The 23,716-nt window shown below is 68.9% G+C and carries 17 protein-coding genes; 9 read left to right on the forward strand and 8 right to left on the reverse strand.

Features of this window, described 5'->3' with window-relative positions; genetic code table 11:
- Positions 1-62 precede the first annotated feature (62 nt).
- Genes CPH63_RS08890 through CPH63_RS08900 form a run of 3 tightly spaced genes read left to right on the forward strand, consistent with a single transcriptional unit; the run spans position 63 to position 2,423 of the window.
- Positions 63-1,289 carry a hypothetical protein gene (locus tag CPH63_RS08890; protein ID WP_096302566.1) on the forward strand — a complete coding sequence of 409 codons (1,227 nt, stop codon included), beginning with the start codon at positions 63-65 and terminating at the stop codon, positions 1,287-1,289.
- Positions 1,290-1,297: 8 nt separating this feature from the next.
- Positions 1,298-1,816 (forward strand): hypothetical protein, encoded by a 519-nt coding sequence (locus tag CPH63_RS08895; protein WP_096302567.1) that lies wholly within the window; start codon positions 1,298-1,300, stop codon positions 1,814-1,816.
- Complete coding sequence (locus CPH63_RS08900; RefSeq protein WP_096302568.1) at positions 1,806-2,423, forward strand: hypothetical protein; 618 nt, start codon at positions 1,806-1,808, stop codon at positions 2,421-2,423. The genes CPH63_RS08895 and CPH63_RS08900 overlap by 11 nt, the downstream gene beginning before the upstream one ends.
- 30 nt (positions 2,424-2,453) lie before the next feature.
- Here CPH63_RS08900 and CPH63_RS08905 read toward each other — a convergent pair whose 3' ends face one another.
- Both CPH63_RS08905 and CPH63_RS08910 read right to left on the reverse strand, forming a co-directional pair.
- Positions 2,454-3,137, reverse strand: coding sequence for a hypothetical protein (locus CPH63_RS08905; RefSeq protein WP_096302569.1), 684 nt, complete (start codon positions 3,135-3,137; stop codon positions 2,454-2,456).
- The gene (locus tag CPH63_RS08910; protein ID WP_096302570.1) at positions 3,134-4,795 is read right to left on the reverse strand and encodes a type VII secretion protein EccE; all 1,662 of its coding nucleotides are present in this window, start codon (positions 4,793-4,795) and stop codon (positions 3,134-3,136) included. Before CPH63_RS08910 ends, CPH63_RS08905 begins: the two co-directional genes overlap by 4 nt.
- On the opposite strand from CPH63_RS08910, the gene eccB reads away from it, so the two are divergent.
- From eccB to CPH63_RS08925, 3 genes are all read left to right on the forward strand, one after another.
- On the forward strand, positions 4,776-6,233 hold the full coding sequence (gene eccB, locus CPH63_RS08915; protein WP_157749400.1) for a type VII secretion protein EccB: 1,458 nt from the start codon (positions 4,776-4,778) through the stop codon (positions 6,231-6,233). The genes CPH63_RS08910 and eccB overlap by 20 nt on opposite strands.
- A gap of 26 nt (positions 6,234-6,259) precedes the next feature.
- Positions 6,260-6,790: a hypothetical protein gene (locus CPH63_RS08920; protein ID WP_096302571.1), complete on the forward strand. Its 531-nt coding sequence runs from the start codon at positions 6,260-6,262 to the stop codon at positions 6,788-6,790.
- A 205-nt stretch (positions 6,791-6,995) separates the two neighbouring features.
- Complete coding sequence (locus tag CPH63_RS08925) at positions 6,996-8,045, forward strand: type IV toxin-antitoxin system AbiEi family antitoxin domain-containing protein (RefSeq protein WP_096302572.1); 1,050 nt, start codon at positions 6,996-6,998, stop codon at positions 8,043-8,045.
- Positions 8,046-8,113: 68 nt separating this feature from the next.
- Here the strand turns inward: CPH63_RS08925 and CPH63_RS08930 are convergent, their stop codons facing one another.
- Genes CPH63_RS08930 through CPH63_RS08945 form a run of 4 tightly spaced genes read right to left on the reverse strand, consistent with a single transcriptional unit; the run spans position 8,114 to position 19,247 of the window.
- Positions 8,114-10,483, reverse strand: a complete 2,370-nt coding sequence (locus CPH63_RS08930) for a transglutaminase-like domain-containing protein (RefSeq protein ID WP_157749401.1) — start codon at positions 10,481-10,483, stop codon at positions 8,114-8,116.
- 44 nt (positions 10,484-10,527) lie between these two features.
- On the reverse strand, positions 10,528-11,937 hold the full coding sequence (locus CPH63_RS08935) for a DUF58 domain-containing protein (RefSeq protein WP_096302574.1): 1,410 nt from the start codon (positions 11,935-11,937) through the stop codon (positions 10,528-10,530).
- Between the two features lie 12 nt (positions 11,938-11,949).
- On the reverse strand, positions 11,950-12,960 hold the full coding sequence (locus CPH63_RS08940) for an AAA family ATPase (protein ID WP_371364911.1): 1,011 nt from the start codon (positions 12,958-12,960) through the stop codon (positions 11,950-11,952).
- Positions 12,961-12,965: 5 nt separating this feature from the next.
- A complete protein-coding gene (locus CPH63_RS08945) occupies positions 12,966-19,247 on the reverse strand; it encodes an Ig-like domain-containing protein (RefSeq protein ID WP_157749402.1) in 6,282 nt (2,093 codons plus the stop codon).
- Between the two features lie 208 nt (positions 19,248-19,455).
- On the opposite strand from CPH63_RS08945, the gene CPH63_RS08950 reads away from it, so the two are divergent.
- Genes CPH63_RS08950 through CPH63_RS08960 form a run of 3 tightly spaced genes read left to right on the forward strand, consistent with a single transcriptional unit; the run spans position 19,456 to position 21,670 of the window.
- On the forward strand, positions 19,456-19,860 hold the full coding sequence (locus tag CPH63_RS08950; protein WP_096302576.1) for a YbaB/EbfC family nucleoid-associated protein: 405 nt from the start codon (positions 19,456-19,458) through the stop codon (positions 19,858-19,860).
- On the forward strand, positions 19,860-20,189 hold the full coding sequence (locus tag CPH63_RS08955; RefSeq protein ID WP_096302577.1) for a hypothetical protein: 330 nt from the start codon (positions 19,860-19,862) through the stop codon (positions 20,187-20,189). Before CPH63_RS08950 ends, CPH63_RS08955 begins: the two co-directional genes overlap by 1 nt.
- The gene (locus tag CPH63_RS08960) at positions 20,186-21,670 is read left to right on the forward strand and encodes a hypothetical protein (protein ID WP_096302578.1); all 1,485 of its coding nucleotides are present in this window, start codon (positions 20,186-20,188) and stop codon (positions 21,668-21,670) included. The genes CPH63_RS08955 and CPH63_RS08960 overlap by 4 nt, the downstream gene beginning before the upstream one ends.
- Before the next feature lie 33 nt (positions 21,671-21,703).
- Here the strand turns inward: CPH63_RS08960 and CPH63_RS08965 are convergent, their stop codons facing one another.
- The gene (locus tag CPH63_RS08965; RefSeq protein WP_172892187.1) at positions 21,704-23,179 is read right to left on the reverse strand and encodes a S8 family serine peptidase; all 1,476 of its coding nucleotides are present in this window, start codon (positions 23,177-23,179) and stop codon (positions 21,704-21,706) included.
- On the reverse strand, positions 23,176-23,703 hold the full coding sequence (locus CPH63_RS22575; protein WP_172892188.1) for a hypothetical protein: 528 nt from the start codon (positions 23,701-23,703) through the stop codon (positions 23,176-23,178). The genes CPH63_RS08965 and CPH63_RS22575 overlap by 4 nt, the downstream gene beginning before the upstream one ends.
- Positions 23,704-23,716: the final 13 nt, after the last annotated feature.

The raw sequence follows: 23,716 nt of genomic DNA on the forward strand, positions 1-23,716 counted from the left end.
GAACGCGTCTGAGAGTGACCTGTCATCGACCTGAGAGGCCCACTCGCGTCGTCCTTGCCGCAGTGCGGGATCGGTCGATACGTTCGCTGCTGAAGCAGCGAAACGACGCGCCGGCGACCACGGCCGCGTCACTGGAGGAGGGGCGGCAGATGGCGGACTACACCGTAGATGCTGGAGCATTGGCAGTCTTCGGCAAGGAATGGGGCGAGTACGGAAGCGGCGAGATCCGCCAGATTGCGCCGTACTGCCGCACCTACGCCGGGCAGTCGAGCGGCATGACCGGCCTGCTGGCCATCCTGCAACCAGCCACCACCGAACTGGCGACGCTCTTCTCCGAGCACTACGGGAACCTGGCCCGCGTCTACACGCAGACCGGCCGGGCGCTGACGGAGACGGCCGAACTCTACGTCGACAGCGACGCTGCCGCCGCGCGCAAGCTGCACTCGGCATTGGCCGACCGCAACCTTCCGGCCCGGGTGCGGGCCGAGCGGCACGAGCATTCCGCCCCCTTCGTCGAAACGTCGGTGCGGCTGGCCCCGACGCACGCCGCCGCCGACCCGACGAAGTCGGCCCGGTCGAAGATGGATATCGACGTCAAGGCGATCGACTGGCTCTTCAACAAGGTCACCGGTCACCACATCACCGAGCCGATTGACGCGCTGGTGGGCAACTGGACGGTGCTCACCGCGCAGGGCCAGGCCTGGGCCAACGTTGGCGATGCCTGGAAGCAGCACGGTAGCGACACCCTGCAGAACACCAATAGCGTGCACAGCGTCTGGACCGGATCGGCCCAGGCCCGCTTCGCCGGCTATGGCCACCATCTCGGCGGCGGGATGAGCGGGGAGAGGGAGATCTGCCTGGCTATCAAGGTCGTGCTGGATCGGGTGGCCCAGCAGTTCGAGGCTGTCTTCAAGGCGGCGCTCGGCTACATCCAGAGCGTCATCCACCAGGTGGAGGTCGCCGCGGGCTGGCTGGCCGCCGGCTGGTGGTGCGGCGTCGGGGAGGCGGTCGCGGCCAAGAAGGTCGAAGAGGCGCTGGTCGACTTCTACAACGCCTGGAAGCTGGTGCACCGCGTGGAACTGCTGGTGAAGCTGGCCAACGCAGCCCTCAAGTCGTTCCAGAGATTGAAGGACATCTACCACCTGGTCGCCAATGCTCCGGCCGAGCTGTCCCACGAAGTGGAGAAGGTGCGCGCGGTGATCCGCGGTGTCGGCGCCATTCCGGGCGAGCTCTCAGACCTCAGTAAGCTGCCGGCAGAGCCGACCACGCCCTACGTAGCCAGAAGGTGAGTGATTCTGTGACCAGTGGCCCGCCGTTCGAGCCCGTCGGCGCTGCCTTCTCCGGCTCGGACCTCTCAGGCGCCTCGGAAATCTCAGGTGCCTCAGAAATCTCAGAGGCTGACGTGCGCCGCCAGCTCGACGCCATCGTCGGTCCGGTCAACGAGGCGGCCGACGACCTGCAGGCAGAGGTGACACGGATGCAGCAGGAGCAGTCGGAGCGGGCCGAGCCGAATGATGAGGAGCTAGCCGGCCTTCTCGCGCAGGCCAGCCGCCGGCCCGGCGCCCCGGAGTCGCTGCGGAGACTGGCCGGTCGGGTGAGCGCCGGCGAGTTGACCTGGAGCGAGGTGAGCAGCGGCCTCAGCAATGGTGGATTGCTGAACGGGGTCGCCGACGCGGAGTTGCAGAGCCTGCGCGAGGAGGCCTTCGCGGTGGCCCGACAGCACTTCGAGCTGAGCGATCTGAGCACCGCCGCGGTTGCCGATAGTCAGCCCAAACCGAACTTCGATGACGAGACCGGGATCCCGCGTGGCTGGTGACCGGCACCACCCCGAGGATCGCCCCGAGTCGGAGACGTCCAGCCCGGATCCGGCCGGTCGGGCCCTGGCCGTCCGTGAGAAGTGGCGCGCCGAAGTGGCAGCCTTCCTGCAGCCAGGCGAGGAGTTGCAGTCGGTGATCCTGGCCAGCTCCCGCCCCGGCACGGCACTTCGAGTCGTGGCAACCGAGCTCTGGCCGTTCTTCGCCGACAAGAACAAGTTCCTGCTGATCGCCACTGATCGCGCCTGGCTGGTCCTGGAGAGCCGCTCCGAGCGGTGGCGGGGAGCGCTGACCCTGCGCTACCGCGGTCCGCGTGAGGTGCGTATCGACTCCTCCTGGTTCGGTCGCTTCGACGCCTTCGACCAGCCCTACGCGATTGACCCGGCCTACGGACCGTCGGTCAATGCGGCCAATGACGCGCTGGCCGCGCTGCTCGGCGGTCGCCGGTGGGATCTGGCCGAGGCGGCAGACCGGCTGGCCGCGCAGCCCGTTGATCCGGCGATGACCCTCTTCGAACGCGGCGTGATGCCCGCGTTGCGGCTCATTCCAGCCCGCCCGAAGTGGGTCCGGCGGCTGCGTGAGGGCGATGACCGGCCGCCACCCGGGTGATGCCAGGCCGGCTGAACCGGGAGATGCGATCTAGCGCAGGATGTTCTGCTCGGACGCGGTCGGGTCGATCCGCACGAACTGCGCGCGGTTGCGGGTGATTGCCAGGTACTCGTTCTCGCCCATCCGGTCGAGGCCGGCCGCCAGCTCCGGCGGCAGCCGCAGCAGCTCAAGGGTGGCTTCGACCTCCTCCTCAGCTGGACGGGGGAGCAGCGTCAGGTCGCTCGACTCGAGCAGCGAGGAGAGTTGGGGGTTGAGCCGGAAGACCAGGTGCAGCGACGTCTGCCAGGCCGAGCGGGCCAGCACCGACTCCGAGGCGACCGCGCTGCTGTCGTGCAGAACCAGTAGCGGTGCGGCGATGGTCGGCGCGGGCAGCGTCAGCGAATCGGGGCGGGAGACGGTGGCGAACGGGCGCTGGCCGGCGATGGACTGCACGAGCAGATTCCACGGCGCCGGGCGTTCGGTGGCGATCACGATCGTCGCCCCGAGCACGGCGGCCCGAATGGCGAGTATCGACGCCAGCCGAGCCTCGCCGACCACCACGATGCGATTGGGGACCGGGCGCAGCAGCTGAACCCGCACGGCCCGTCCGGTGCGACTCTGGCCGAGCAGCATCCCCTGGCCGACGCTGCTGTTGAGGACCTGGAACTGCTCCGCCTCGCCGGTGAACTGGCAGTAGACCTCGTTGTCCAGGCGGGCCTGGTCGGTGCGGGTCATCGGCTCTGACCGCCGGGGATCGTCATCCGGAAGGCGCTCGCCTGCTGCCCGCGCAGCAGCCGGACGCCCACGCCGATGCGGCGGCACTCGCTGCGCAGTTGGTCGCTGGCCGCGTCGAGCTCGGTCGCGCTGAGCGCGGAGACCCGGATGGTGCTGACGGTGAGGAAACCGCCGGTGTCCTGCCGCCGGACTTCGTGCGCGATCGTGAGGCCGAAGCTGGGGGTGTAGGTGAGGTCATCGAGAGCAGCCAGGCTCCACGAGCTGACGACGAAACTACGGTGCAGAACCTGAGCCGACGCGATCGCCTTCCACGACTCGATCCAGCGCAGCACCGACTCGTCGGCGACCGGCGGCTGCAGCAGCGCGACGGCCATCGCCCGGGTGACGCCGGCGGCGTCCAGTGGGCGCCCGAGCAAGCCCGCGGCGAAGGCCTCGGCCCGGACCGTGCCGATCGCAGCCGACGCCAATCGCTGCAGGCCCAGCATCCCACCGCCTCGCGCGTCGATGGCCTCGCGGGCGCTGATCGGATTGAGCTGCAGCGTCACGACGAGGGTGCGATCGCGCAGCAGCGGCGCGCGCTGCTCCAGTTCGGCCGCGATCGCGCTCAGTGCTCCACCGCCGAACCGGTTCCGGTCACCGCCGAGGGTCTGCGTCCAGACCTGGACCGCGTCCAGGGACAGCTCCTGCTTGGCCAGCGAGGCCACGATCTTCTCGACGTTCAACCGCAGCGGGTCGGCGGCGGTGAGGACGTCGCTGTCTTCGGCGGTGACGGTGACGCTCACCGACCACGTCCCCTCCGCGCGAAGTAAACCGACCTGCTCCCCGCTACGCAGCGCGAACTGCCGTACCGCGAGGTCGGGGAAGAATGCGATGACCTCGGCCGGAACCGGATAGGCGCCCTCAACCCCGTCGGTCTCGGTGGCGGTCGGGTTGGTGGGTTCCACGGTGGTGACGTGCCGCCGCCCGGAGTAGCTGATCACCGAACTGGCCCAGGTGCCGAGCCGGACTCCGCGCAACCCGATCAGCCCGGCGGCCGCGACCACCACTGCCAGTGCCACCACGACCGCGGCCCAGATACGAGTCAGATCAGGCGTCAGCAGGATGGCGGCGGCGACGAGTTCGATGACCACGATGGCGGCGATCCGCACACCGCCGAAGAAGAGCCCCTGGCGGACGCGCTGCGGTGGTTTGGCCGCCCGGCGGCGCCCCCCGCGGTTCTCCGAATTGCCCCGGTCTCGACTGCCCAGGCCGCGATTGGCCAGGTCTCGATTGCCCAGGTCGCGGCTGCCCAGATCTCGGCTGCCCGGACGTCCCGGCGCCGATGCGCTGGCCCGCTGGGCGGCGAGCCCGGATGAGGGTGGGGCGGAGGTACCGGCCTGGCTGCTGCCGCCGTTTCGGCCGCCGCCGCTGCGGCTGCCGGTGCCGTCGGCGGGGCCGCCGGGGCGGATATCCAGGCCCGGGGATGAGTCGCTGCGGCGCCGCCGGCCGGGGGCCGACTTGACGGCGTGCTGCCGCCGATCGCCGCCGGAACCCTTCGGGCGCGGCGGGATGGAGACCAGCTCGCCACCTCCCGGAATAGACTGCAGCCGTCTGAGCCCGGCTAGTATAACGCCAGGAACAGGGAGGATCGAAGCTCGCGTGCCAACCGAGAACACCACGAAATCGCAGGTTGAGGCCTACCGATTCGGCATGCGGCGTCTGGAGTTGGCCGTCTCCTCCGGGCAGTCCTACCGGCGCTCCCTGGGCGGCCCCCGGCATGGGCTCTCGTACCTGGTCGGGTTCGCGATCGCCGTGCTGGCGCTGGCCGGGTTCGCGGTCTACGGCTTCATCAAGCCAGCTCCCTCGATCGGCTCGGCCACCGTCCTCATCGATAGCGACAACGGTGCCACCTACGTGCTGCGCGACGGCCGCCTCTACTCGTCGATGAACCTCTCCTCGGCGCTGCTCGCGGCCGGGCAGGCCTCCTCGGGGAGCAACAGCTCGAACAACGGCAAACCCGAGACGAAGTCGGTCAACGCGGCGACGCTGGCCGGGATGGCCAAGGGGCAGTTGCTCGGTATCACCGGGGCTCCGGATGATCTGCCGTCGGAGTCGAAACTGCTGCCGGCCACCTGGGCCGTCTGCGATGTCTCCACCGTCGATCCATCGCTCGCCCCGTCCAGCCCGCCGACGGTGAAGACCACCGCGATCGTCGGGGAGCCCGTCGTCACCTCATCCGAGGTCGGTAACGTCGCCACGCTGGTCACCGCCGACGGCGGCAAGACGACCTATGTCTTGTGGGACGGTCGGCGCTCGCGGATCCAGCAGTCCGATCGAGCGGCCACCCTCGCGCTCGGCACCGACGCGCAGACGCCCCGACCGGTGAGCCTCGGCCTGCTGAACGCCATCCCGGAGGGGGCGCCCCTCACCGAGCCCCAGATCGCCGGTGCGGGGAACGCGGTGAGCTGGTCGAGTTCGCTCACCGCGGGAGCTGTCTTCACCGCGCAACTCTCGTCGGGCCCGGCCGAGTACGTGGTTCTCGAAGACGGAGTCCAGCGGATAACCCCGCTGTTCCTCGATCTCATTCGCGCCTCCACGCCGAGCACCGGCCCGGTCCCGACGGTGCCCCTGTCGACGCTCAGCAGCGCACCGGTGACCAAGCATCCGCTGCCGGTCGACGACTTCCCGGCCACTCAGCCGTCCTTCTACTCCTCGACCCAGGCGCCAGTGGTCTGTCTGACCTGGACCGGCGGGAGCGATCCGGCAAGCTACGCCGTCTACCCGACTACGGCCCTGCCCCTGCCGGCTAAGGCCACGGCCGTCCCCGCGCCCCCGGGCTCGCCCGCTGGCAGCGCGGACGCGGTGTATGTGGCCCCCGGGCACGGCGCGGTGATGGGACAGGTCACCGGAGCGCAGGACCCGAGCTCGGGGGCGCTGTTTCTGCTCACCAGCCAGGGCGTGAAGTATCCGGTGGTGAGCAGGCAGGCGCTCGCCTACCTCGGTCTGGGGAAGACGATTCGGGGCGCGTCGCCCGGGTTGCTGAACGTGCTGCCGACCGGACCAACCCTCGACCCGGCGGTCGCCGCCGCCTACTTCGGCATCAGCACCTCGGGTTGAGGGCGCTATGGTGCATCGGCCAATGAATGTATGAGGATCTGACCGTCGCCGAGCTGGACGCGCTGATCGCGGCCGGCCGCATCTCGCTCGACGACTACTGGCAGGCTCGGATCGCGCTCGATCTGCGTCTGGAGCAGCAGGAGCACGAGAACCGCTTCGACCTGGCGGCGGGTTCCGGGGCGGGGTCGGTGGGTCAGGATGACGGTGATGCTGCCGGCTCGTTCGGAACGGCAACGGCTTCGGACGAGGACATCGTGCAGAGCCTGCGCGGAGATCTCAGCGACACCCGACGCGACGCCTCGACCGGCTACCGCTACCGCGAGCCTGCGGAGGGGAGAGCGGCCTGGGTCGACCCGCCGCCGATGCCGCGTTATGGGGCGCCGCCGACGCCCGATCCCGGCCCGATGGTGAGCCCGCCTCCCGGGCGTTCGCCGTTCAGCGAGCCGGGAACGTCCTGGGTACGGTTGCCGATCCCCGGGCCGTCGGCCGATGCGGCCCCGACCCGGGCCAACGACGGACGGGATCAGCGTCGCTGGTGGCGCCGCCGTCGTCGCTGAGCACTGATCGCGTGCTGCGACATCGCCTTCGTCTCCTATTCGGCGCGTTGCCCCGCTGGGCGTCGGTGGCGGCCGCGAATTCGACGGTTACCGGGACAGGGTTGCGATCGGTCGGGCGTCACGTCGGTTGTTCACAAGCTGAGACGTCATCCACAGCGTGATTGATCCGGCCGATCGGGTCACGGTTGGCTGAGAGGCTCAACGCGTGCGAAGTGTTCCCGAGATCAGCCGGCAGCAGCACGGTGCATTCACGCTCGCGCAGGCCGCCGTGGCCGGGTGGCATCCGAGCGCGATCGATCGGGCGGTTCGGGCCGGGAGATTGACTCGGGTGCGGCGCGGCGTCTACTGCCTTCCGGACGTACTCGACGTGTCGTCGCCCGAAGCAGCGCGCCAGGCGCTGCGGACCCGCGTGTGCGCGGTTCTGCTGGCCAAGCCGGATTGCGTTGCTAGCCACGCGAGCGCCGCGTTGCTCTCTGATCTTGCGACGCTGAACCTTCCGATTCGCCCCTGTGTCACCGTTCGCCCGCGTTCGACGGGTGACACGGCGTCTGTTCATCTGCACCGCGCCACCCTGTGCGCGGACGACCTGGATCGCCGTTCGTCGCGCCAGCTTCTGCGCCGGACAAGCGAGACCCGAACTGTGTACGACATTGCCCGCGAATCGGGGCACGTTGCGGCGGTCGTCACCGCCGACGCAGGCCTGCGCCGGGGAAGTATCACTCGAGCCGGACTGTGCGCCTATCGCGAGCGCAGCAAGGGGTGGCCCGGCATTCGACGAGCCGCCAATCTGGCGGACCTGGTCGACGGCAGGTCGGAGTCCGCGTTGGAGTCGGTAAGCCGGCTCCGGATGCTTGAACACTCCCTCCCGCCCGCTGAACTGCAGGCCGAACTTCGGGATCTGGACGGCAGGTTTCTCGGTCGGGTCGACTTCTACTGGCCGGAGTACGGCGTTGTCGGCGAGGCTGACGGATTGGACAAGTACGGCGGGGAATCCGTTCTCACCTTGCGCGAGGAGAAGCTCCGGCAGGAACGGCTGGAGCGAGCCGGGCTGGTGGTGGTCCGCTGGGGCTGGGCCGACCTACGCCAGACGTCGGAGCTGCGACACCGTTTGGAGCGGGCGTTCGCCCGTGGGCTGAGCCGACCCGCTGACGACCACCGCTGGATCACCACGCTGCGAGCCCGGCCGCCTGACCAACCAACCCGGCGCAGCTGCCCGGAACCCGCTCTGATTGTCCCCGTGGGCGTCGGTTGGTGAACCGAATTCGACGTCTGGCGGGGCAGGGTGGAGCGCGACCGGTGCGGCGGGTGGAGCGCGACCGGTTGCTAGTCGGGTTTCGGGAGCCGGGTCATCGGGCGCAGTGAACGCAGGCTGACCCGGGCCCGTAGCCGATGCCAGCGGCTCACGCCAAGCACCATGTCCTGCCGGGCCCGGAGCACGTCGCTCCAGTACTCGGCCGATTCAGCCGACGACGCCGGCTGCGGACCGAAGAGAATGCCGTCCGCCCGTTCGGCCAGCGGCCGTACCCCGAACGCCGACAGTCTCTCGGCCTGTTCCCGACGGGTGTAACCGGCATAGACCGCGACGCCGAGATCGCGAGCCTGGTCGAGAATCTCCCGCCACCCCTGGGCGTAGCGCAGCGCCGGAGTGCCGGCCCGCCGCCGTCGTCGTCGGCGTAGCGCCTTCACCGCGATGATCAGCCCGGCGATGCCGAGCACCACGGTGACCGGTGGGAGCACCCACTTGAGGGTGGTCACCACGAACGCCGGCAGATGCCACCGCTTGGCCAGTGTCGTGTCGTGCTGACTGCGCCGGAAGGAGTTCGAGCCGGCCTGGCCGAACTCGTCCAGACTGCTCGGCGGCCGCGACGTGTTCGGCGGGGGCACCACGGAGGCGTTGTTGTTCTCGAACTGCTGCTGGTTCTGCTTGTTCGGCTTCTTGGACACCGGTGGCATGAAGGTCGTCTGCGGCACCATTGCCCACGCGCCGCTGGCCAGATGAACCTCGACCCAGGCGTGAACATCCTTACCCCGGACCACGGTCACGCCGCCGGCCCCGGAATTGGCGTCGGGCTCGCCGGTCGCGCCGAGGACGACCCGGGCCGGGATGCCCAGTTCGTTGGCCATCAGGGCGAAGGTGGCGGCGTACTGCTCGTCATCGCCGACCAGGCTGACGGCGCCACCCGGCGAGAGGAACCGGGTCAGCCGGCCGGTCGAATGACCGGGCAGGTACTGAGTCTCGCCGGGTCCGCCCTCGCTGTAGAAGCCGTTGGTTCGCAGATAGTTGGCTATGGCGGTTAGTCGATCCCAGGCGCTGCCCGCGCTGGGTACCCAACGGTTCATCGCCGCCACCACGAACGCGCCGACACCCGGATCAAGGGTGCTGCCGCCGAAGGGCGTTGCCTGCGACGGGAGAGTGTTCTGGGGCAGCACGGCGTCCAGCGTGTAGGTGTCGCCGGCCTTCACCCGGTCGACCACGATCGCTGAATCGGTCGCCAGGTTGTATCGAAGCTCCTCGGCGTGGCTGTCGGCGTCCGGCCCGGAGAAGGAGACCTGTTCGGTGGCGCCGGCGCTCGGCAGCCAACTGTTGGTGTCGGTCGCGGCGGCGTAGGCGGCCCCGATCGTCACCTCCAGTTTCGCTCGTGGACCGCTCTCGGTCGTGGCGATACTGCTGCCGACGCGTTGGAAGGTTGCCGATTCATCGCCCAGCGCCGGTGTTGGCGGCGCGTTGTGAGCGGCCCAGACAACCCCGTTGTAGTCATCGAGGGTCGCGATTCGAATCGGGTAGCCGGCAGGCAGACCCTTGATGGTGAAGAGCGTCTGGTCGGCCAGTTGCTGGGCGCTCGGACGGTACTTGCGGAAACCGACCAGCGGGCTCGGGAAGGCGCTTAGATCCACTGGGGGTGTCACATGAGCCCGCAGCGTCTCGCGCTGGTCGTAGCGGTGCCCGGGTAGCAGTGAACCCCCGACGAGCACCACCGCCGACGCCACGACCAGGAGTCCGATCGCGGTTGCCAGCCGCGAAGACCAGCCGCCGTGCGTCTGCACGATGCGACGCTGGCCGCGCAGCGCAACCCAGCCGACGGCCAGAGCGCCGAAGACGAGACTGACGAACTCGATGGTGCTGGGCTGAGTGGTTCCGAGCAGGATGGCCGTGAAGAGCGCCGCGACCGGACCCACCAACGGTGCCCCGACTCGTAGCGTCCGCCCGGCGATCGTCATGCCCACGCCGGCGCTGAAGAGGCAGACGGCGAACGGAAGCACGATCAGCGGCCCATTCGCAGTGACCGGCGCCAGCGTCGTGAGCAGCTGCGTCCAGCCGTGGATGAGCAGGCGCCAGAGCTCCTGCACCGTCGCCGGAGTGGGCAGTGGGCCGCCGGCCGGGTCGCCGCCCAGGGCCACCACGCCACCGAAGAGGAAGTACCCGACGGCCAGCAGCGCCGGAGTCAGCACCCACGGGACGCGCAGCGCGTTTCCCAGGTGTGCGATCGCGACACCGATCAGTGCCCCGACGAAACCGGCGACCAGAAAGCTCCAACCGGAGAAGGTGAGGCGTAGCGTGACGGTCGCGACGGTGGTGAGGGCGAGCACGAAGGCCGCGTCGACATAGTCGCGGGAGCGGGGAACCAGCGAACGACGGGACGACGCCGCCCGCTCGCCGCGCGCTAACGCCCCACCCTCTGACCGCCGGCTCATTCGCCCGCTCATTCGCCCGCTCATTCGCTCGCTCATTCGCTCGCTCATTCGCCCGGTCCTGCGCGCAGCAGGCGGGGCAGGTCAGCCAGGTCGTTGATGCTGAGCACGGTGATGTCCCAGACGCTCGAGATCCCGGACGGGCGCTGCGGATCTACCCGCAGCACCACCGTGTTCACCTCGATCGGGAAGTGTGCGGCGGCGCGCCGGATGTCACTGAACTCGGAGAACGCACCGGTGATTATCAGTGCGACGCTGGTGGCCGGAGCGATTCGAGAGGCCTCCAGGGCAAGGGTGGCCAGCGGCCTCCGAGACGGCAGGGCCCGGGCGAAGCCGTCCAGGGTCCGCTGCGGAGTTCCGACGTGCACCACCTCCTCGCTGGCCACCACGGTCGTCTGAATCTCGTCACGGATCGCCCGGACCGCGACCGACGCGGCGGCCGAGATCGCCGTCTCGAAATCCTCCGCGCTCCGGTAGGCGTACTCATCGCCGTCCACCACCAGCGTCAGGTGTGAGCGGCGGGTGTCCAGAAACTGCCGGACCAGAAACTTGCTGTTGGGTATCCCGGCGCTCGCCTTGGCCGAGGATCGCCAATGAATGTAACGACGATCGTCGCCCGGTGCGTATTCGCGCAGGGCATGGAACGCGAGGTCGCTCACTGAGATGTCGTTGGTGGTGCGCCCCTCCAGATCACGGAGCAGACCGGAGTCCAGCGGCTCGACGGCGACCATCCGAGGGTGGACGAAGAGCTCCAGCAACTCGGTCCAACGCACCGAACGCCGCAGAAACCCGAACGGATCACCGCGCACCGTGGTCGCCGGCCCGATCGGGATCACCCCGCGTCGATCGGTCGGTACCGAGAAGACCTCGGTGAAGAAGTGGCCGCTTCCGATACTGGGCATGTTGAAGCGACCGCCCGACTCGCCGACCGGCAGCTCCAGCGCAATCGGCGGAAGCCGCCCGCGACGCCGGTTCAGCACGTCGACGCGCCCCGACGAGGTCTCGCCGACGCGGACCCGGGACGGTTCGATGCGGATCGTCACCTGCAGATCGGTGCGCCCGATCGTCAGCAAAACGCAGAGGATGAAGAGGACGAGGAGCAGCCACCCGATCATCGCGGGTTCGGCCCACCCGAAGAGTCCCCCGATCAGCCACCCGGCGATGGCGCAGCCCAGCAGCAGCCACCCCAGCGGCGTGACCAGTGAGGTGACGGGACGCAGGACCGGAGCCGCGGTCGCCCAGGCCCGCTGAACCGGGGCGGTCACCGAGTTCAGCTGGCGGCGCAGTGACTCGGCGTAGCGGTCGCGCCGCCCCGCTCGGCGGCGTCGCCCGGCCGTTCGGCGACCGGCGCCGCGCCCGCCCGGAGCGCGGCGCTGCGGCGGGCGGGCGGCCGAGGTCGCCGACGGGCTACGACGGGAGCGAGTGCCACCTCCGCGGTGGCCGTGGGCGTTGGACATGGACGGCGGCGTTTAGTTGGTGAATCCGGCCGGCGGGGTCACCGCGGTGAAGATCTGGTCGATGACGCCCCGCACTGTGGCGCCGCTGAATTGAGCGTCGGCGTCGAGCAGCAGACGGTGCTCAAGGATCGGTAGCGCGAGGTCCTTCACGTCGTCCGGGATCACGTAGTTGCGTCCACTGGCCGCGGCCCAGGTCTTGGCGCAGCGGACGTAGGCCAAGCACCCGCGCACCGAGAGCCCGAGGCGCACCTGCGGGTGGACCCGGGACTGCTCGGCCAACGAGCTGATGTAGCGCAGGATGGCGTCATCGACGAAGACCTGATCGGCCAGCTCGCTCATCTGGGTGACCACCTCGGCGGTGATGACCGGCTGGATCGTCTTGGTGCGATCGCGAATCGAGGACTCACGCAGCAGTTCGACCGTCGCATCCGCATCCGGATACCCCAGGCTCGTCTTCATCAGGAAGCGGTCGAGCTGGGCCTCGGGCAGCCGGTACGTGCCGGCCTGTTCGATCGGGTTCTGGGTGGCGATCACCATGAACGGTGCGCCGACGTCATGGGGGATGCCGTCGACGGTCACCCGGCTCTCCTCCATCACCTCCAGCAACGCCGACTGGGTCTTGGGGGAGGCCCGGTTGATCTCATCGGCCAGCACGATGGTGGCGAAGATGGGGCCGCGGTGGAACTCGAAGGCTTGCTTGAGCTGGTCGAAGATGGTCACCCCCGTCACGTCTGACGGAAGCAGGTCGGGCGTGAACTGGATGCGGCTGTTGCTGCCCTGCACGGTGTTGGCCAGCGCCTTGGCCAGGCTCGTCTTCCCGGTGCCGGGGTAGTCCTCCAGCAGCAGGTGTCCCTCCGACAGCATGCAGGTCAGCGAAAGCCGCACTACGTGCTTCTTGCCCAGCACGGCGAGCCCGATGTTGTCGGCCAGACGTTCGAAGGTCTGCGCGAACCAGCTGACCTGTTCGGCGGTGAGTGATGTCATCGATTGCTTCCCAGCGGTGGAGGTGGTGTTCGTGGTCATGTTCATCAGGTCCATTTGAAGGTGTTCGATCTGACGCCCTCGCAGACGGCGACCAGGTTGGTGTTCTTCGTGTCGTAGGTGCGTGGCGTGTCGTCGTCGTAGTCGCCCGAGTTGTCGGTTGAGATGTTCACGTCGTCCGGCGGTGTCCGGTCGCCACCGAGGATGTTGCTGGCGCTGGCCTCGAAGGTGCACTTCACCGTGTCGGACTTCTCGAAGCCGGTCAGCTTCAGGTGGATGATTCCGCAGTGGGGATCCGGCGTCGGCGACGGCCCGGGTGTGGCCGGCGGCTCCGGCGTGGGAGTGGCATCGGGCGTGCAGTCGGTGTTGGAGCGGCTCAGCTGGACGCCCGCCTGATCGGCGTAGCCCACCTTCTGAGTCACCATCGGCTGGCGGTTGTCGCCCGGATTAGCCGGCGATGCGGTGACAGTGATCGTCTCACTCTGGTTGAAGCCGACCTTGTCGTTCGAGTCGTCCTCGAAGTCCCGCTGCCAGGTGGACGTCGCGGTGCTGGTGAAGCTCTGCGATGCGGTGCTGCCGTTGCTGTGCCGACGGGTGACGGTGATGGTGACCGGGCGACCGTTCGGGTCGACGCTGACCGAGAAGTTGACGTACTGCCCGTCGCCGGAGACCGGGTTGATCACCGGCGTGCCGATCGGGCCGTAAGGGGTCACCGACGCGAAAGCGGTGAACGGGCTGCACGGATTGGCGAGATGCGTGCTGCTATTGCACTCCTGGATGTGCAGGGTGGTGGTGGTTCCGTTGTCTAGACCGGTGATGGTCTGGCGCTGGATTCCACCGCTGGCCGCCCAGTTGCCGCAGGACGTGTGATTGTCGTCGAGGACGCAGACGATCGTGCCGCCGGCGCCGTGCACGTCCGCCGGGGTGAAGGTGATGGTGGCCTGACCGTACTGTTCGGAGGGCGCGAGCCCGTTGAGGATCGGGGTGTCCGGTGTATCGGCGGCCTCCACGGTGTCGGAGTTGCCCTGCGGTGAGTAATGCCCCTCGGTCGCGTTCGCTGCGACCACTCCGTACCGGTAGGTCGTGCCGTCATTGGTTACCTGGTCTGGGCAGGAGAGGGCGTGGGTGCCACTGCAGACGGTCGTCTGGGCACCGTTGGTGGCGACGACATAACGGAACACGGTGTAGGTCGTCGGGCCGGGACCGTTCGGGTCCACCGGCGCCCAGCTGACGGTGACCGCCTTTCCGCTGCGTCCGGCCAATGAGACCGGAGTCGCGTTGACGTTCTTGGGCGCCGCCGGCAGCCCTGAGGACTCGCCGGTGACGGTGGCCGCCGGTCCGGGCCCCTGCTGGTTCACCGCGACGACGCGGATGGTGGTGACCGCGTCGTTGTTGAGTCCGGTGACCGTGGCGCTGGTGCCGGTCACGTTCGCCGCGCCCCCGGGCCAGCTGACCACGTAGCTGAGGACGGGGGTGCCCTTGCTCTGTGCGGCCTTCCAGGCGATGTCGAGCTGGCCGTCCTTGGGGTTGGAGGTCTGTAATCCGGTGGCGGCGTCGGGCACGGTGTTGGGCTGCGCCGGCGCGGAGGCGGCGCTCGGCTGGCTGAAGCCAACTCCGTTGTGAGCTCTGACCGTGAACTGGTACTGGGTGCCGTTGGTGAGCCCGGTGATCATGCAGGGGGAGGCCGGGCACTTCTGCGTTCCGCCGTCCCAGTCGACCTCGTAGAAGTCGATCGGTTCACCGTTGTTGGCCGGGGCCGACCAGGAGAGGGCGACCACCCGGCTCAGCACGGTACGTCCGGGGTCCGGTGTCCCGGGTTTGTCCGGAACCCCCAGCACGTGCAGCGTGATCACACCGTTGGCCTGCCGCTCGGTGCGGGTCCGGTCGGCGACGTCGGTGATCGTGACCGCGAACGTTATCGTGCCGTGCGCGTCCGCGGCCGGGGTCATCGAGACCTGTGAACCGTTGGAGGTCACCGACGCGCCCATCCCCGAACTGCGCGAGACGCTGACCACCGAGACGAGCCGATCGCGCAACTGCGTGCTGACGTAGTTCGCGAGGTCGACCGTGGCCGAGGTTCCGGCCACCACCCCGTCGACGGTCACCGCCGATACCGACGGCGGCGGCGAGGAGACCACCGCGAGGTGGATCTTCGACGGGGTCGGATTGGAGCCGCTGACCCCGACTACGAGCGCCCCCGTCGTGCCGGGGATGGCCGAGCCGGCCGCCGTCACGTGCAGGGTTTTGGTGCCGAATCCGCTCACGCTCACGTTGCTCGGCTGGGGCTGCCAGGAGGCGGTGTAGCTGATCGATCTCAGTTGGGCCGGGTCGGCGACCCAGACGTGACAGAGCGACGTGACGTCGAGGTCTAGCGGTGCGCCACCCTCGACGACGGCGAGGTTGTTGGTCGGGCAGCGCAGCACCGGCGTCTCGGGGCCGACCTGGACCGGCACCGAGATGATGCCGAACTGCCCGGCCGGGTCGGTGAGGCTGACGCCGTCGGTGACCTGGAAGGTGATCGCGGCCGGTCCGACGTAGTTTCCGCTCGAGGTGAGGGTGAGTTGCGTGCTGCCGCTAGCCGTCACCTGCAGCCCGTTGCTCGGCGAGGCCGACAGCTGGTTGGTGGTGGTCAGACTGACGGCCTTGTGTGACGGATCAGTAACAAAATTCGCGATATTGATCGTCTTCGTACTGTTCTTATCCATCTTGATGGACTGATCGGCCTTGCCGGAAGGCGCGCCGGCGCCCTCGGCCGGGACGTAGATGATCGCCATCGCGGTCGCGCCATGATCGTCGCTGATCTCGTACGGCACGACCTGCGGCGTCTTCAGTACCGGCACGGTGATTTTCCCGCCCGCGAAGGTGGCGTCCGGGTCGAAGACCTTGCTCACCTGCAGCCGGCTCGCGTCACCGTCGGGGTCGGATGCCTTGGAGAGCACATCGACCGTCACGACGTTGTCGCCGACCGCGGGGTTGGCGTAGTCGTCGACCGCGACCGGCGGGATGTCGAAGCCGGCCTGAGAGCGAACGGTGAGGGTGGCTGGCGACGGCTCGCCGATGCCGTCGGTGACCGCGAACCGAACGACCACCGGCACCAGGTTCTTGCTGGCCGTGACCTGGATGCTGCCGGTCGGCGAGGTGAGCGAGGCGCCGCCCGGGATCGCCCCCACATTCGTTCGGTTCAGTGGCAGGATGCTCACGCTGTCGTCCGGGCTGTGGAAGGCCCGCGCCAGAACGTCAACGCCCAGGGCGGCGTTGGGCGCGGCGGTGATCGAGACGTCGGAGGCGACCGGGGGCTGCGGGTCGCTGGATGGCACCACGGCGACCCGGATCGTCGCCGTTCCCGTCTTGCCGAAGCGGTCGGTGACCTGATAGCTGAAGGTGTCGGTGCCGGAGCTGGTCGGGTAGGCCTGGTAGACCATCGAGGAGGCGGTGCTCGACATGATTCGGCCGAGCGCCGGGGCCGAGGCGATGCCGATGAGCGTCACCGAATCGCCGTCCGGGTCGACCTCGCTGGTTCGGATCGGGATGGTGATGGTGTCACCGGCGGTCGCCCGTGACTCGACGTTGGGCGGGCTGGGCACCTGGTCTGGACGCGCTGCGGTGGGGGGCGGCTCGATGGTGACGTGCAGCTGCCCGACTGACTGCTGACCGGCATCGTTCTGGACGACGTAGCCGACGACCTGCGTCTCCTCCTCGGCGACGCCGGCCGGCGCCACGAAACGAATCACGTCCCCGGAGACGTAAGCCTGGCCGAGGAGGGCATCGCTCTGGTTGGAGGTGACGGTGAGCTGCCCGGGGTGCGGGGCGCCATTCACGTCAGACAGCAGGCTGAGCGGGTCTCCGTCGGCGTCGGTGTCGTTGTCCAGCACCGGTGCGGTGACGATGTCGCCGGCCCGTACCGTGGCGTAGTCGTCCTGCGGAACCGGGGTGTTGTCGGCCGACAGCGGCAGCTGACTCACCGATACCTGCCCGGTCACGGAGGCGCCGACACCATCGCTTACGACGTAGTCGACGGTCTGCGGGTTGGGCGCGATCGACGGGACCAGCGAGTTGATCCGCAACCAGCGGCCCTGGATGATCGCGACCTGCAGCTCGTTGCCGACCGTCGCCGACGCCGACTGGACGACCAGCAGCCGTCCGGAGGGATCGAAGTCATTGGCCAGCACATCCACCACGACGGGCCGCTGCCCGTGCAGAGTGGCTGAATCCAGCATTGCGATGGGGCGCTGGGGTGTGGCGGGTGGCGCGATGACGTCGACGCGAACCGCGCCTTTGGCGTAGGCCGCGTTTCCGTAGGCGACGGTGTATTCGAAGAGGAACGTTCCGGCATGGCTGGCGGTGAGGGTCACCGTCCCGGCCTTGAGGTCGGTGACCACGACGGTCGCGTCCGGGCTGGCCACGTCGGTGGCCAGTTGCAGTCGGGCGTCAGGGTCGGTCGGGTCGGTGCCCGGGAGGTCGTTGCTCAACGGGTTGACGACGATCGGCTGCCCCACCTCGCCGCGGGCCACGTCCGGCTCGGCGGTGGCCGGAGCGGTCTGGGACGAGGTGATCGCCAGGACGTTGATCTGCAGAGTCTGGTCGGTGGTGTCCCGGCCGTCGGAGACGGTGTATTGCAGCGTCTGCGGCCCCGGCGTCACCGGAGCGATGTAGTTGACCCGGCCGTCCGGGGAGGTGCTGACCCGTCCGGCAGCGGCGGTGGCGCCGGCCAGAATCACCGGGTCGCCGTCGAAGTCGCGCCAATCCCCGAGCACCGGCAGCGAGATCGATCCGCCGGAGGCGACTCCCCAGACCTTCGCCTCGTAGCCCCGACGCAGGTTCGGCGGCCGGTTGTCGCCGGGGCCGCGTGCGGTGACGGCGACGTTCGCGCTCGCCGAGAGACCCTTGCCGTCGTCGACGCTGTAGCTGAAGTGGACGTCCCCCGAACCACCCGGCATCGTCAGCTGGATGCTCTGCCCGTCGGGGGCGATCGAGAGGCTCGCCTGCGGGTTGTCCAGGCCGGTGACCGAGGCGATCGACAGGACGTTCCCGCCCGGGTCGGAGTCGTTGTCGAGCACGTAGAGGATGGTGCTGTGTCCGGGGCGGGCACCGAGCTCGTCGTCGACCGCACGGGGCGGAGCGAGAACCGCACCGAGATTCGGGTCGTGATGCTCCTGATCGTTCTTGGGTTTGATCGGCGTCGGTGGCTTCACCGCCGTCCAGTTGTCCAGCCGCCGGCCATCATCGAGGTCCCAGATGGCTCCGCTGACCAGGTCGTTGAGTACCGCGGCGCCCCGGTTGATCCGCAGCTGCGGCTGCACGAGTGCCTGCTCGTTGCTGAGCGCAACGGGCGTGGCCTTCGTCCCGTTGCAACCGCGGACAGCCACCCCCGGGGTGCCGCTCCAAGCCGCGTAGACGCACCCGCTCAGCCACACCGGCGCGGCCGGCTGCCCGGTGCCGGCGGTGGAGATCGTGGCCGCCTTGGCATCGCCGAGGTCCACCGAATAGAGCGTGGTCTGGGTCGCGATGAGGACACCCCCCGCGTCGGGGCCAGGCTGCTGCAGCACGGCGCCGCTCTGCCGGTCGGTGATCGTGGTGGTGTGATGACCGGGCAGCAGCACCGCTCCGGTCTTGGCGTCGAAGACCACCATCTTCGTGCCGACCGCAGTGACCTGCGGCGCCTGAAGCGCGGCGTCGAGCTTGCTGTACGTGACGTGCCCGAGGCCGGCTCCGGATTGACGGACGGTGGCGACCTTGCCCGAGGCCGAGACGGCGTAGACGGTGCCGTCGATGCCGACGGCCAGCGTCGAGCCGATCCCGGTGCCGCTGGAGGATCCGAGTTCGGCGACCACAGCGGCTTTGCTGCCCAGTGCGGCCAAGCCGTGGTTACCGGTGACACCTTGACCGGTGTCTATTCGGGTGGCCCACAGCTTTCCGCTGCTCGGGTCGAGAACGGCCGCGGTGCCACCCCCGATCTGAACCTGGGCCGACGCTGAGAGGGCGATCCCCTTTTCGGACTCGACCGCGCCGACGGCGACGTCAACCGGGTAGAGCTTGCCGCTGGCGCGGTCGCGCGCCAGCACGGCGGCGTGATCCTGCAGGATGTCGAGCTGATAGTTCTGCTGGCCGCCTCCCGGGGGGTAGAAGGCGGTGTCCAGGCTGCCGGCGGGCTTGTTCACCCGGCCGAAGAGACCGTCGTGGTCGCTGGAGGCCCAGATCCCGCCGTCGTTGAGGTCTAGGTGACGGGTGCTGTAGCCGGGTGAGTGAATGGCGTAGGCAGCCATCAACCCGGCAGCGACGCAGACCGCTAGGCCAGCGGCCACCAGCCACCGGCGCCCCCCCAAACTCAAGCCACCCTCCTCAACACCATTGCTCGTCCGTGACTGACAATCTAGCTGGTTTGCCGGACATTTATGTTCCTGAGCGTTTCTGAGCACATTCCTGAAGATCGACTTGTGAGGCCCCTGAGGGCCTACCCCGCGGTGACCTTGCCGCCGGCAAACGGTGCCGGTTAGCTTCAGCGGATAGGCAGCGCAGACGCAGGAGGAGGGCCCGGAAATGCGGTCAGAGGATCCGGTAGCGACGTATCAACTGCGGGTCGGCGAGATCGCCGAACGGGCTGAGGCGGCACGCTCGCAGGTGGCGGCCATTCGCCCGTCGGTGACCAGCGATGACGGTGCGGTTACGGTGAGTGTCACTGCCACCGGTTCGTTGGCCGGCATCGAGTTCGGTGCATCGGCCCGTGACCTCGACCTGCCGGAGCTGGCGGCCAAGATCATGCGGACCGCGCAGCAGGCCCGGGTCCAGGCCGCCGAGGAGGCTCAGCAAGTGCTGGGCGCACTGGTCGGTGAGTCGGGGGCTGCGATGGACTTTGTCCGCAGCCAGCTTCCGGCGCTGAGCGAGCCGGTGCCCGAGCCGCCGAATCGGGACTTCGAAGACGGCTTCCAGGGGCGGGGTCTGTGATGGGCGATGTCGTCGAGGTGTCGCCGGAGGCATTGCACGCGCACGCCGCTGAGGTCGCGGGGTTGATGAGCCAGTTGCAGGGCGCTACTGCGAATGCCGCCGACACCTGGGACATCAAGTCCTTCGGGGTCGCCTGCATCTTTGTGGCCCAGATTCTGCAGGTCTGGACCGACAGCGCGGCGGAGTTCGTCGAGGCCTCGATCGGTGCCGGGGAGTTTATCGCCGAAGCGACCGACGCGATGGCCGACGCCTACACCGGCGCCGAGCAGAGTTCGCAGCGAGGCTTCACCTCGATCAGCCTCTCCAGCGACGGGGGAGCGGGCCAGTGAGCAATCCACTCATCGACGCGGGCCCGGATTCCGCCGCCGATCAGGGGCTGACGAACCTCGACAGCTGGACGGCGGGCACCGCGGGAGCCGGGATCTTCTATGACGCTGCATCTACCGTCAAGGACTTTCAGAACGGCAACTGGGTCGCCCAAGGTGTCGACCTCGCCGGCGACGGTCTCGACCTCCTGGGGATCATCGCCGATCCGCTCGGGGCGCTCGGCGCCGCCGGAATCGGCTGGCTCATCGAGCACATCGGCTTCCTCATGGATGCGCTGGACCTGGTCGGTGGCAACCCGGATGAGGTGAGCGCCAAGTCTCAGACCTGGCAGCGCATCGCGGCGGCCCTGGAGAAGAGCTCGAGCGACTACACCCGTTCGGCCGAGGCGCTGGGGTCCCAGTACACGGGCCCAGCGGCGGCGGCGTATCAGCGCGCAGCGGCCAACTACGCCAGCACGATTAGCGGCGCGGCCGATCACGCCCGAAACGCGGCCCAGGCGATGACCGTGGCCGGAGTCGCCGTCGGCACGGTGCGCGGGATCATCCGGGACAGCATCGCCCAGTTCGTCTCCGATGCGATCTGGAAGTTCGTCGCGGCGCAGGCGTTGGCGATCGAGACCCTCGGCGGCAGTGAGGCCGCCTTCGTCATCGACGAGGTCGCTGAGGGTAGCTCGCTGGCTATGCGCAATGCGTCCCGAATCATGAAACTGGTGAACGCGCTCAAGCAACTGGAGACGGGCGGCCGGGCTTCGGGGAAGGCGCTCAGCGGCGCGGCCCAGGATCTCAAGTCGGCCGCCGGTGCGAGCCGAGGGGCAACCAGAGCGGCCGACACCGCCGCCCGAGACGCCCACCGCACCACGATCGCCTCGACCTCCCGGCACGGGGCCGGCGACGTCGACAAGTACAAGGACGCGGTAGCCGGGCAGGCCGCGGCTAAGTCGGCTAACCGGGGTGCGGCCGACGCCGCGCAGACCCAGCTCGACCTGGCGCTGAGCGAACAGGCGAGCGCCCGGCACGCCCTTGCCACAGCGACGACCGACGCCGACCGCGAGGTGGCGAGCACCCGGCTGGCCGATGCCGACTCGGAGGTCAACAAGTCCCGTAACAACCTCGATCATCTGGCCAAACAGTCCCGCAACATCGACACGGACACCGGCCGGGTAGCCGCCGGAAGCCAGGCGGCGGTGGATCGGGCCCTCGAAGATCGCCGAGACGCCGCCCGCGACGCGGTGGGGCAGCTGCCTAGCCTCGGCACCGGAGACCACGACTACCTGGGAAACGCGGCCGACAGACTGCAGGACCTGCGGGAAGTGAGGGTCGGACGGGCCGGCGGCACCGACCTGAAGATCGACCCGGTGAACGCGCTACGCGACGCGGGCATGGAGGGGACCCGGGCGCCGTCGGAGTACACCGAGCAGGATGAAGCGGCGCGGGAGACGGCCGAAGGTGTGCCCGATGGGGGCCTCATCGAGGGCGCTGAGTAGCGGCTCCACGGAGTAGTGGCTTCACGCTGAGACTCAGCGAGCCGGTGGATAGCCCAACGGCGGCTGGGGTGGATTCGGCGGAGGTGGACTCTGCGGTGGGGGGTTGTATTGGGGTGGGTAGGGCGGAGGTTGCGGGTACCCCCGCGGTCCAGATCCGCCTGATCCTGGGCCGCTGGGTCCGTCCGGTGGGCCGCCCGGGCCGCCGCCCCGGCGCATCACCACGATGATCGTGACCAGAACGGCGAGCGCGCCGAGCGTTCCGATGCCGATCAGCAGTGCGTTGGATGAGGAGCTCTTGGCGGGCGAGGCCGACGTCCCGGTCGACGTCGCGCCGGCGGTGGTGGGCGCCGTGGGGGCGTTAGTCGGCGTGCAGGCCGGTTTATAGGTCGTCCCGTCGACGATCGACTGCCAGACACCGGTGCTCTGGGTGGCCTCGGAGCCGAGCGGGTTCTCGCAGACCGACGGTACGTCGGCGGTGAGCGCCTTGTAGGCGTTGGGTACTCCGAAACCGATCTCGTTGCTGTATCCGCCGCCGCTGGCCGGAGTGGCCGTCCTTATCAGGCGGTTGATGACGTTCGCGGCGTCCATGGTGGGGAACTTGGCCCGGATCAGCGCCACAATGCCGGAGACGATCGCGGAGGCGTTCGATGTGCCGAGCGTTGTCGTGTACGTGCCCTGAGCGACTGTGGTCGCCGACGGAAGATCGCCGTCCTCTCCGGCGACGTGGGATGTGGAATCCGGCCCCACGACGGCGAGCCCGGGAGTTTCAAGGTCGCCGGCCAGGGTCGACGGGCCGCCGTAGTCGGCGGTGGCGTCCCGGCGTAGATCGGCATCGACACCGCCCACCACGACCACTCCGAAATGGCTGGCCGGTCCGCTCATAGCGCCCTCGGCGCCGTCGTTGCCGCTGCCGGCTACCAGCACGACGTCATGGGCCTGGGCGTAGCCGATGTCGGCGGCCGACGGGCCACCGCCGCCGAAGGACATGTTGATGACCTTTGCGCCGTTGTCGACGGCCCAATGGATAGCCTGCGTCGCCTGCGCAGCGGAGTCGTTGCCGCCAAAGGTGGAGAGGGCGAGCAACTTGGAGGCCGGAGCCGAACCGATCAGTCCGCTGGCATTGTCCGGACCGTGTCCGCGCCCGCCGATGAAGACTGCCATCGCGGTTCCGTGCTGGGCCTTGGAAGCGGGATTGGTCGGATCGGTGGAGCCTTCCGCGATGCCGGCGACGGGTGTGAGCCCATCCGGCGTGCCCTTGCCGGTTGTGTCGGTCCCGCCGGCGATGGCCCCGTGCAGATCGGGATGGGTGCCGTCGACCCCGGTGTCATAGACGGCGACCTTCACCCCGTCACCCTTGGTCAGCGCCCAGGCCGGGGTGATGGCCAGTTTGGACAGCCACCACTGACCGTCCCGAATCGCGTCCGCCGACGCTGTCCCGGGGGTCGCGGCGAGTATCGCGGCACTGAGTCCGATAGCCAGGCTGGTCCGGAGGAGTCGGCGGTGGCTCACTGGGCGGCGGTCGCTGCGGCGCCGGAGGCCATGGAAGCTTTCCCGAGTTCGGCGATTGCGAGGTTCTCCTGGCTGGCATAGGAGACGACGTTCTGATAGGCGGCGCTCATGAATCCCTGGATGAGATGGTCTACCGCTTGCACGTTTCCCAGCATTGTCGCCTGGCTGTCGCCGACGCCACCGGTGGACTTGGCGATCGCCACCCAGGCGGCCTTGATTCCCGGTGCACTGCCGCCGGGTGCCTTCGCGGCCAGTGCGCGCGTCTTCGCATGCAGCGTGGTGTACCGCTGCCGGAGGTCGGTGTGCAGGTCGGAGAGATGGTTATACATGTTGACGAGGTAGCCGAGTTCAACGTGCACGTCGGCGCCGGCGGCGGTCGCGGTCGCGGTGTCGACCTTCACCTGGGCCATCGCGTCGCCGATGGCGTCGCCGAGTCGGCCGAACGCCACGCCGTCGCCGACGACCGCGCCCTCGACGAGGAAGCCGATCTCTTCAAATGACCCGGAGCTGGATTTCGCGGACATGTTTCGCCTTTCG

The organism is Jatrophihabitans sp. GAS493 (genome assembly GCF_900230215.1).
Lineage (GTDB): Bacteria > Actinomycetota > Actinomycetes > Mycobacteriales > Jatrophihabitantaceae > MT45.